Origin of the sequence: Nonomuraea sediminis (assembly GCF_018531495.1) — a bacterium.
Lineage (GTDB): Bacteria > Actinomycetota > Actinomycetes > Streptosporangiales > Streptosporangiaceae > Nonomuraea > Nonomuraea sediminis.
In genome coordinates this window covers 22,363-31,687 of the sequence record NZ_JAHDTI010000006.1, presented here as the reverse complement: position 1 = coordinate 31,687, position 9,325 = coordinate 22,363, and the positions used below count along the sequence as shown (strand labels likewise).

General features: G+C 69.5%; 10 protein-coding genes. 6 read left to right on the top strand and 4 right to left on the bottom strand.

Annotated features, from left to right (window positions below; translation table 11 throughout):
* Nucleotides 1-2: 2 nt before the first annotated feature.
* The gene (locus tag KIK09_RS27165) at nucleotides 3-647 is read left to right on the top strand and encodes a M15 family metallopeptidase (protein ID WP_214322205.1); all 645 of its coding nucleotides are present in this window, start codon (nucleotides 3-5) and stop codon (nucleotides 645-647) included.
* An 11-nt stretch (nucleotides 648-658) separates the two neighbouring features.
* Here the strand turns inward: KIK09_RS27165 and KIK09_RS27160 are convergent, their stop codons facing one another.
* Entirely contained in the window at nucleotides 659-1,042 is a 384-nt protein-coding gene (locus KIK09_RS27160) for a hypothetical protein (RefSeq protein ID WP_214322204.1), read from the bottom strand.
* Between the two features lie 77 nt (nucleotides 1,043-1,119).
* Between KIK09_RS27160 and KIK09_RS27155 the strand changes: the two genes are divergently transcribed.
* A complete protein-coding gene (locus KIK09_RS27155) occupies nucleotides 1,120-2,205 on the top strand; it encodes a carboxylate-amine ligase (RefSeq protein ID WP_214322203.1) in 1,086 nt (361 codons plus the stop codon).
* 10 nt (nucleotides 2,206-2,215) lie between these two features.
* Here KIK09_RS27155 and KIK09_RS27150 read toward each other — a convergent pair whose 3' ends face one another.
* The 3 genes from KIK09_RS27150 to KIK09_RS27140 all read right to left on the bottom strand — a co-directional run bounded on the left by KIK09_RS27150 (nucleotide 2,216) and on the right by KIK09_RS27140 (nucleotide 5,604).
* Entirely contained in the window at nucleotides 2,216-2,959 is a 744-nt protein-coding gene (locus tag KIK09_RS27150) for a sulfite exporter TauE/SafE family protein (RefSeq protein ID WP_214322202.1), read from the bottom strand.
* Nucleotides 2,956-4,731 carry a gamma-glutamyltransferase family protein gene (locus tag KIK09_RS27145; RefSeq protein ID WP_214322201.1) on the bottom strand — a complete coding sequence of 592 codons (1,776 nt, stop codon included), beginning with the start codon at nucleotides 4,729-4,731 and terminating at the stop codon, nucleotides 2,956-2,958. Before KIK09_RS27145 ends, KIK09_RS27150 begins: the two co-directional genes overlap by 4 nt.
* A 210-nt stretch (nucleotides 4,732-4,941) precedes the next feature.
* Complete coding sequence (locus KIK09_RS27140; RefSeq protein ID WP_214322200.1) at nucleotides 4,942-5,604, bottom strand: GntR family transcriptional regulator; 663 nt, start codon at nucleotides 5,602-5,604, stop codon at nucleotides 4,942-4,944.
* 260 nt (nucleotides 5,605-5,864) lie between these two features.
* Between KIK09_RS27140 and KIK09_RS27135 the strand changes: the two genes are divergently transcribed.
* The 4 genes from KIK09_RS27135 (at nucleotide 5,865) to KIK09_RS27120 (ending at nucleotide 9,321) form a co-directional block, all read left to right on the top strand.
* Complete coding sequence (locus tag KIK09_RS27135) at nucleotides 5,865-6,092, top strand: hypothetical protein (protein ID WP_214322199.1); 228 nt, start codon at nucleotides 5,865-5,867, stop codon at nucleotides 6,090-6,092.
* 1,122 nt (nucleotides 6,093-7,214) lie between these two features.
* A complete protein-coding gene (locus KIK09_RS27130; RefSeq protein WP_214322198.1) occupies nucleotides 7,215-7,943 on the top strand; it encodes a hypothetical protein in 729 nt (242 codons plus the stop codon).
* A 299-nt stretch (nucleotides 7,944-8,242) separates the two neighbouring features.
* Nucleotides 8,243-8,839 (top strand): MFS transporter, encoded by a 597-nt coding sequence (locus tag KIK09_RS27125; RefSeq protein ID WP_214322197.1) that lies wholly within the window; start codon nucleotides 8,243-8,245, stop codon nucleotides 8,837-8,839.
* Between the two features lie 296 nt (nucleotides 8,840-9,135).
* Complete coding sequence (locus KIK09_RS27120) at nucleotides 9,136-9,321, top strand: hypothetical protein (RefSeq protein WP_214322196.1); 186 nt, start codon at nucleotides 9,136-9,138, stop codon at nucleotides 9,319-9,321.
* Nucleotides 9,322-9,325: the final 4 nt, after the last annotated feature.

Genomic DNA, 9,325 nt, shown 5'->3' with positions numbered 1-9,325 from the left:
TCATGTGCGACATCGTGCTCATCTCCGATCCCCGGGTCTCGGCCATTCCCGTGCAGGAGAGCGGCGAGGTGCTGGCCGACGTGCGCGGGCGGCTGCGGGTCGACTCGCGGCTGGCCGATGCCGACGGGGCCTACGCCCATCTGCGGGCCGGGCTGCTCGCGCGCCTGGAGAAGGCCGAGAGCCTGCTGCCCTCCGGGTACCACCTGCTGATCGTCGAGGGGTTCCGCCCGATCCCCACCCAGCACCGATATTTCACGGAATATCGGGACGAGCTGCTCGCCGCGAACCCCGAAATGTCGCCTGAAGAGGCGCATGTCCTGGCAAGCCGGTACGTGTCGCCGGTGAACGTGGCACCGCACACCGCGGGAGCCGCCGTGGACCTGACGCTGTGCGACCCCGACGGCGTCGAGTACGACATGGGCACCCAGGTCAACGACAACCCCGAGCAGAGCGACGGCGCCTGCTACACCGGCGCGACCGGCATCTCACCCGAGGCGCGCCGCCACCGCGACCTGCTGGCCGCCGCGCTCGAGCCGTCCGGCCTGGTCAACTACCCCACCGAGTGGTGGCACTGGTCCTACGGCGACCGCTACTGGGCACTGATGACCGGCGCCCGGTCCGCCGTCTACGGACCGGCCACATTCTGACGCCCCCGACCTCAGGGGCGACGCGGGCATGGATGGCGGACGTGCCGGTTGGGGCAGCAGATCATGCCGGCCGTGGCGAAGCGGCCGCCCGGCAGCCACTCGCCCCACTGCACGTCCACCCCGCGCGGGAGCGCGTCGGCCGCGGCCTCCATACGCACCCCCAGCCCGACGGGATCGCCGCGGAAGTGGATCCCGTGCTGGGCGGCCAGCCACTCCAGCGCCTGGTCCACCTCGGTGAAGGAGGCCGCGATCCGCGAACGCGGCTTGGCCAGCCAGTCGCCCGTCCGCATGGGCGGCAGCGGCGAGCCGGCGAAGTCGGGCGAATCCGTGCGCCGCTCGGCCTCGTATCCGCGCTCCTCGCCGCTACCCGTCCACAGGTAGGCGTGCCAGTGCATATCTCCATTTGACCTCGGGTGAGCTCCCGGAGAAATGGGCACAAAGCGTACTGAGGCTCCCCCTGCGAGGTGTGCTCATGGCTCCGCTGATCGGGATCGAAGAGGAGTACCTCGTCGTAGATCCCCGCACACGGCACGTGACTCCCCGAGCGGCCGAGGTTCTGGCCGCGGCCACCGACGTCCTGGACGTGGCCCACGAGATCACCCGCTTCCAGGTCGAGGCGCGCACGCCGCCCTCCGCCGACCTCGACGAGCTCGGCGTACAGCTGCGCGCCGCGCGCAAGGAGGTGGCCGCGGCGGCCCGCTCGTGCGGCCTGGCCGTGGTGGCCAGCGGCATCCCGGTGCTCGGCAACGTGGTGCCCGCGCCGCTCAGCGACGACGTGCGCTACGAGCAGGGCCGGGTGCTCTACCGCGCGCTGCAGGACGAGATCAGCATCTGCGCCCTGCACGTGCACGTGGACGTGCCCGACGAGGAGACGGCCGTCTACGTGGGCAACCACCTGCGTCCCTGGTTACCGACGCTGATCGCGCTGGCCGCCAACTCGCCGTTCTTCGTCGGCCGCGACACCGGTTACGCCTCCTGGCGGGTGATCAGCTGGGGGCGGTGGCCGGTCTCGGGGGCCCCGCCGTACTTCCCGAGCTTCGCCGACTACGAGCTGGCGCTGCGCGCGCTGGCCGAGTCGGGGGCGCTGATGGACCCCAAGACGGTCTTCTGGGACGCGCGGCCCTCGCCCAAGCTGCCCACGGTCGAGGTGCGGGTGGCGGACGTTCCGCTGGACGTCAACGACAGCCTCACCATCATCGGACTGATCCGCGCCCTGGTGGTGACGGCCCTGGCCGACGTGGCCCGCGGTGACCGCGGCCTGCCGGTGCCGTCGGAGGTGCTGCGCGCGGCCTACTGGCGCGCCGCCCGCGACGGCCTGCACGGCGACAGCCTCGACATCCGCGCGGGCACGCTCGTCCCCGCCCCCGTCCTGGCCCGCCGCCTGCTCGACCACGTACGGCCGGCCGTGGACGAGGCGGGCGACCTCGACTTCGTCGCGGAAGGCCTGGATCGCCTGCTGGCCCGCGGCTCGGGAGCCACCCGCCAGCGCCGGGTCCACGCCCGCGACCAGAACCTGCACCACGTGGTCGACGACCTCATCGAGGCCACGGTCGCCTAGACCCTCCGCTTTACCGAAGGGCCAGAACCGCCGACACGCCCAGACCGAAGACCACGACGACCCCGCGCAGCACGTTCGGCGACATCATCCTGGCCAGGCGCGTGCCCAGGAAGCCGCCCACCAGGCTGGCCGGGGCGATCACCGCCACTGCCTCCCAGCGCACCGGCCCGAACAGCGAGAACGCCACCACCGACACCGTGCTGATGACCAGCGAGAGCGCCGCCCTGATCGCGTTGACCCTGTGCAGGTTGTCGTGCAGGAACAGCCCGAGGATGGCGAGCAGCAGCACGCCCATGCCGCCGTTGAAGTAGGCGCCGTAGCAGCCGCCGAGGAACACGCCCAGGTAGATGAGCCTGCTCGGCTCGCCCTCCGCCTCACCGCCGAAGCGTTTGCGCAGCCACGGCTGGGCCAGCAGCGCCAGGCTGGCGAAGGCCACCAGCCAGGGCACGAGGGAGTCGAACAGCCGCCCGGGCGTCAGCAGGAGCAGCGCGCTGCCCGCCACCGCGCCGAGCGCCGTGGTCACCGACAGCACGGTCGTCCTGCGCCGCTGGCCGCGCAGCTCGTCGCGGTAGCCGAGCATGCCGCCCAGGTAGCCGGGCCACAGCGACACCGCGTTCGTCACCGAGGCGGGGATGCTGGGGTAGCCGAGCGCGAGCAGCGCGGGGAAGGACACCAGCGTCCCGCCGCCGGCGATGGCGTTGATCGCTCCGGCCAGCAGGCCCGCCCCGGCCAGGAAGAACAGGTCCCTGATCATCGTCCGACCGCATAACCCTGGGCGCCGCGCGGGTTGGCCGCCGCCTTGAGGAAGCCGCCGTCCCTGGCCACCGCGCTGAGCCGGCCGATCGACCACGGGCCGTCCACCTCGACCACGTGACCGCGCCGCCGCAGCTCGGCCACGACCGCCGGGTCGAGCCGCTGCTCGACGTGCATGACGCCGGGCAGCGCGGCGCGCGGGTAGAAGGAGCTGGGGAAGTGCTCGCTGTGGAACATCGGGGCGTCGATCGCCTCCTGCAGGTTCAGTCCGCCGTGCACGACGGACAGGAAGAAGTTCACGCTCCACTGGTCCTGCTGGTCGCCGCCGGGCGTGCCGAAGGCCAGGTACGGCCGGCCGTCGCGCAGCGCGAACGACGGCGACAGCGTGGTGCGCGGGCGCACCCCCGGACGCAGGGAGGCGGGCAGCCCCTCCTGCAGCCAGAACATCTGTGCCCGGGTGCCGAGGCAGAAGCCCAGCTCGGGGATGATCGGGGAGCTCTGCAGCCAGCCGCCGCTGGGCGTGGCGGAGACCATGTTGCCGTGCCGGTCGACGACGTCGACGTGGCAGGTGTCGCCCCGGGTGTACCCGTCGCGCCCGACGGTCGGCTCCCCGATCCCCGCCGGCCGCTCCTGCCCCGCTATATCCGGAAATTTCGGCAGAAGTGGGGTGCGTCCGCCTGGGGCGCCGGGGCGGAGCTCCATGCCGGCGGTGCCGCCGATCAGCGCCCGCCGCGCCGTGGAGTACTCGGGTCTGAGCAGGTCGTCCATGGGCACGTCAGCGTCGCCGTACCAGGCCTCGCGGTCGGCGAAGGCCAGCTTGGCGCTCTCGATGACGGTGTGGACGTAGTCGGCGGACAGGAACCCCATCCCGTCCAGGTCGAGGCCGTCGAGCAGCGCGAGCTGCTGCAGGAAGACGGGACCCTGACCCCACGGCCCGGTCTTGCACACCGTGTGGCCCCGGTAGTCGAACGTGACGGGATCCTCCACCGAGGCCGCCCATCCGGCCAGGTCGTCGCCGGTGAGCACGCCGCCGTGCACCTCGCCCGAGCTGTCGCGCCAGGCCGTCTTCGCGCTGAACTCGGCGATCGCCTCGGCCACGAACCCGCTGTACCAGGCCCGGCGGGCGGCCTCGATCCCCGCCTCCCTGGTGCTTCCCCGCGACTCCTGCGCCAGCCGCCGATAGGTGGCCGCCAGCACCGGGTTGGCCAGCCTGGACCCCGGCGCGGGCACCTGCCCGCCAGGCAGCCAGGTGGCCGCCGAGGTCGGCCAGTCCTCGCGGAACAGCCGCTCGACCTTGCCGATCGTGCCCGAGATCCGCTCCAGCACCGGGATGCCGTGCTCGGCGTAGTGGATGGCAGGCTCGAGCACGTCCGCCAGCGACCAGGTGCCCCAGCGCTCCAGCATCAACAGCCAGCCGCCGAACGCGCCGGGCACCGTGGCCGCGAGCAGCCCCGTGCCGGGCACGATGTCCAGGCCGAGCCCGGTGTAGTGGCCGATCGTGGCGCCGGCCGGGGCCACGCCCTGCCCGCACACGACCGACACCCGCTGCTCGGCCTCGTCCCACAGCAGGATCGGCACCTCGCCGCCCGGACCGTTCAGGTGCGGCTCGGCCACCTGCAGGACGAACCCGGCGGCCACCGCCGCGTCGAAAGCGTTCCCGCCCCGCTCAAGCACGCCCATGCCGGTGGCGGAGGCCAGCCAGTGGGTGCTGGCCACCATGCCGAAGTCGCCGGTGAGCTCGGGCCTCGTGGTGAACACGGTCGTTCCCTTCATCGGGTTCGCCTGAGCAGATGGCAGGCCGCCTCGCCGGCCAGCGCGGGTTCCTGTGTACGGCATGCCTCGAAGGCCGCCGTGGGCACGGTCGAGCCTCCTATGCCGCGGGCCGCCAGGGCTAGGGGTCTCATGCGGTTGCCTCCGAGGGGGATCCAGCAGATTTAGGAGACTGTATACAAGAGGTTGATTTCTGAATTGTTCGGGGGCCGTTTACTGCTGGGACTTGACGGCGGCCAGGTAGGAGCGGCGGGCAGCGGCGACGTGCGCGATCGCCCGGGCCTGCGCCTCGTCCTCGTCGCCCGCGGCGATGGCCTCGCACAGGCTCACGTGCTCGGTCCACGAGTGTGGGCCGCGGACGGCCGCCGTCTGGCTGAAGACCCACTGCGCCCGCTGCAGCATCGGCGCCATCATCAAGTTGAGATAGGAGTTGCCCGCCACCTCGCCCACGGCCCGGTGGAAGGCGGTGTTCAGGTCCGCCACGGCGTCCAGGTGGCCGTTCTCCACGGCGTCCTTGGCCTCCTCGAGCACCCGGCGCAGCCTGGCCGCCGACGCCGGGGTCGCCTTGCGGGCGGCCAGCCGCGCCGCCAGCCCCTCGATCGCCATCCTGACGTCGAACAGCTCCTCGGCCTCGGCGCTCGACAGCCGTGCCACCGCGGCGCCGATCCGCGGGACGACCTCGACGAATCCCTCGGTGGCCAGCACCCTGATGGACTCGCGCACCGGGTTGCGGGACACGCCGAGCTGGGCGGCCAGCCGGTCCTCGACCAGCCGCTCGCCCTGCTCGAGCTCGCCCGACATGATGCGCCGCCGCAGCTCCGCGGTCACCTCGTCACGCAGGGTGCGGTGCGTCCCGCCAATCGTCATCTCAGTCATCAGCGGCTAATCGTATACAACGCGGTGGCGCATCGGGATCCACAGGCCGGTGCCAAGCTCGAGATCCGGGCACTCCGGTCCTACCTGTAAGCGAGGAGTTCCATACCCATGCACGAGGCCGCCGACATGGTCGCACCCCTGTGGCTGTCCGTCCCCCCGCACGAGCACCCGCAGTATCGGACCTTCGGTCAGCGAGGGTTCGTCCAGTCCGCGCCCTCTTGGGCGGCCAGCGACTGGCTCGTACCGCAGAACCTGTGGGTGTGCCCTCGTTCCACACCCGCAGCGTGCGGCCCTGCATCGCCCAGTCGATCAGCCCCTGCTCGGACAGGTTGATCAGCATCGCGAGCAGGTCGGTGCCCGGCTCGACGCCGAGCCCTCTGCGGGTGACGCTGTCGCGCATCGTGACCTGCGGCGACCCGCTCAACACCCGCAACCGATCCCCGTCCACGGGTTCCCGCTGGCCGGCCATCCAGGTCGGCCAGCAGTGACCCGCGATCGTCTGGGCGCCGGCCTCGAGTTTCCGGGACGGCCTTTCATTTGCTTTGCCGCCTACTCTTGCGGCTCCTCGGACCACGCTGCGCTTGTGCGCTCATAACCGTGGCGCGAGCGGCCATGATCGTGCCGACGGAGCCCAATAGGGTGCCGATCGCGCCGAGGACTGCGGCCCCGGCTGTAAGCAATGCCGCAGCGTCGGGACGTCTTTCCTGCGTCATAGGCGGTGGCAAGGAGGTCGAAGAGGCGGTTTGCCCAGGAGCGGCAGTGACTGTCGTCGTGACGGTGACGGGCACGCTGGGCTTGGTGGCTGATGGCGGCTCGGTGGCTGGCGTGGGTAGCGATGGGGAAGAGCCAGGCATGGTGGCTGATGGCGGCTCGGTGGCTGGCGTGGGTAGCGGTGGGGAAGAGCCGCGGGGATTCAGGTAAAGCGTCACGGCTAGCACGGCGATAAACACGAGCACGAACCCCAGCGAACTCCATGCTCGGCGGCGCTGCGCTCGAGGGGGAAGTCGCGGCGAGCGGACGCTGTTCCAGTACTTCGCGAAGATATAAGCCATCGCAGCCATCACGACCGTGCCACCGATAGCCAGAAGCCAGTTCCTCGTCGCGACGCCCCAAAGTAGTCCGGCGGCTCCGAGGATGGCTGCAGCGGCGTAGATCAGCTCCCATCCTCTCGTGCTCAACCAGAGGGCATTTCGCCAGCGCAGAGGCATGATCAAACATTAGGGGACGGTCCATCGCATCCTCGGGAAATGCGTCGGGCGTGCCGGAAGGCGTCCAGCAGCATGCCTGAGCACGCCGCAACCGTAATTACACAGAGTTACTTTGGGGTTGGTGACAGGGCCGGGGTGGAGGATCGCATAGACGCACGCCGAGCCCTGCTCGTCTCCTTCTGGAGGCGGGCGGAGCCTTTCGCGTGTACGGATAGGTGAGGGCTGGGGCCTGCTGGCAGCAGGTCAGAGCCAAGACGCGGCGTCGCAGGCGTAAACGGCCGTTACTCGGTCGGCGGCTCACCGCGCACCGTCACCGCGCGCTTCTTCTCCAGCAGTCTGGACGTTTCGCAACGAAGGTCGCGTCCAGAGCGATGAATGGCTGTGAGCGCATCTTCTTCGGTCTTGAGGCGCTACTGGCCTGCATTGGCGTTCGTGTGTATCGCGGTCGTCCTCACGGTTGCGGCCACCGGTGGCAACCTCTGGCCGGCGGACGACGACATTGTGCCGACTTTTCTGGTGATCGCTGCTGTGGCACTCACTGTCCCGCGCGGCCTTACAGACGCTGACGGTCTGTGGGCCCGTTTCAAGCGTGTGCCAGAGGCGTACGGAGCTGTGGCGGTCTCGGCGGCCAGCGCTTTTGCGCTTCTGGCCCCCTTCGATGTGGGCGTCATGGTGACGCTCATACCGACCTTGTCGATCAGTGCGTTGGCTCTACTCTGTCTCGCCGTCTTCCGAGTCCAGGTCCACAACGAGCGCACCGCGCGGCCTCGGATGAGGCAGCATGCAACCGATGACCTGGAGGAGAGATTCACCGCGATGGCGCACCAACTCTCCGAGTCCGCGGCCGCGTTCGCTCTGCTTCAGGCTGAGATGGCGGCGCGGGCGCACGCGGCTCAGGAGCTTGCTCTCGAGGCGGAAGAGAATCGACGCCATGCCGAGCAGAGTCGAACGTACGCCGAGGACCAGAAGGCGGCGCTGGAAGCGGTGGAACGTCTGGTGGCGGCTCGTGCTGATCCGATCGTTGAGGCGATCGAACGTCGCTCACGCCGGTCGCAAGTGATCTTCCTGACCGTCGGCGCGATTCTGGGCACGGTGCTGCAACTCCTCGCTGAGAAGTTGTTTAAAGGTTGAGCGCCGGCCCTCCTCGGATACAGCGCTGAGCGTGTAGATCTGCTGGGCCGGGCGTCGGCTCCGTGATGGTCCTCACTGTGATGGGCGGAGAAGTCCGGCCACAGACGTCGACTTATCGGTGTGGATCTCGTAGTCGACACATGCCCACGCGGGCGCGCGTCTTGACGCGCTTGAGCCGTGGCTGAAAACTTCCAGCCTGGCCGTACGGTCGACGACCTGTTCCGCGACTGCCTGCGACAGATCGTCGAGAGGCCTTCGTCGTCCAGGATGAATGATCAGGTTTCGATAGGGTTTCCGGCATGTCCAGACGCTGGTTATTGCTCGTCGCCCTCAGTTTGTGCGCCCTGCTCGTGTCGGTCTACGCGACGATATTCATCACGATCATGCCGTTTGTTAGGGCTGATCTCGCTGCGTCTCACTCGGCCATGCAAGTGGGGGTGTACGTCTCCCTGCTGGCGTTCGTGGGCGCGTTCGTTCCGGCGCCCAGTCGGCAGCGGGTCTTGCTGGTCGTGTCGGCCGCTCTTGGGCTGGCCGCTTTCGGTCTTGCGACCGCCTTGTGCGCCTTTGCTCTCATGCCCAGCCTGCTGATCGGCGGTCGAGTGTTGCAGGGGTTGGCGGGGGCGGTCGTGTTGTGGGCGGGAGTCGGCCTCATCAGGGCCGCCTTTCCTGGGCCCGAACTGTGGAAGGCGATCTCCGTTCCCGCTGTGGCGATCGTGGTGGGGCTCGGGGCGGGACCGCTCGTGGGCGGGATCACGGACGAGTACCTGTCGTGGCGATGGGGTTTCCTGGCGGGCCTGCCTCTGATCGCGGTGGCCTTGGTAGCCGTGGTGGTGCTCGCAGCCGTGCAGGGTCGGGAAGAGATTTCACCGGACATGGGGCGATATCCAGCCAGGTGACGACCGACGCGTGTAGGCGCGAGGGAGACGATCCCTCCCTACTCACCTCTGCGGTGGGCTGCTAGGTACCCGAAGTACCCCTCCGATGGCCAACGTCGCGAACGTGCCGACCCGGCCATCCCAGAGTTCGGGGGAGCAGGGTGTAGGAGGGGGTGTTGACGGTCACACCGAACACCACGATCAGGACAACGAGCTGTCGATTGTCTCCTGTTCGGTGCCGGTGACGTACTCGGTCCAGGAAGCCTAAGGCTCGTCGCCTCGGCGCCCTGCGATACGGCGCCCCAACGACTCCGGACGTGCAGGTGCACCCGCGATCCGCCGAACTCGACGCGCTCGCCGAGGCGCACCGACGCTACATCGTGGCCTTGAGGCAGGCAGTACAGGCACTGCGCGCAGATGGAACCAGCTGGACCGATATTGCGCAGGCCTGCCATGTCCGCACCGCCGACGCGCAGAGTGCTCTGCATCAAGGGCCGGACTGACAAG

Excerpts from the sequence above, each read along its gene's own strand:
- KIK09_RS27165 (WP_214322205.1), top strand. The coding sequence starts at position 3 with ATGTGCGACATCGTGCTCATCTCCGATCCCCGGGTCTCGGCCATTCCC.
- KIK09_RS27160 (WP_214322204.1), bottom strand. The coding sequence starts at position 1,042 with ATGCACTGGCACGCCTACCTGTGGACGGGTAGCGGCGAGGAGCGCGGA.
- KIK09_RS27155 (WP_214322203.1), top strand. The coding sequence starts at position 1,120 with ATGGCTCCGCTGATCGGGATCGAAGAGGAGTACCTCGTCGTAGATCCC.
- KIK09_RS27150 (WP_214322202.1), bottom strand. The coding sequence starts at position 2,959 with ATGATCAGGGACCTGTTCTTCCTGGCCGGGGCGGGCCTGCTGGCCGGA.
- KIK09_RS27145 (WP_214322201.1), bottom strand. The coding sequence starts at position 4,731 with ATGAAGGGAACGACCGTGTTCACCACGAGGCCCGAGCTCACCGGCGAC.
- KIK09_RS27140 (WP_214322200.1), bottom strand. The coding sequence starts at position 5,604 with ATGACTGAGATGACGATTGGCGGGACGCACCGCACCCTGCGTGACGAG.
- KIK09_RS27125 (WP_214322197.1), top strand. The coding sequence starts at position 8,243 with ATGTCCAGACGCTGGTTATTGCTCGTCGCCCTCAGTTTGTGCGCCCTG.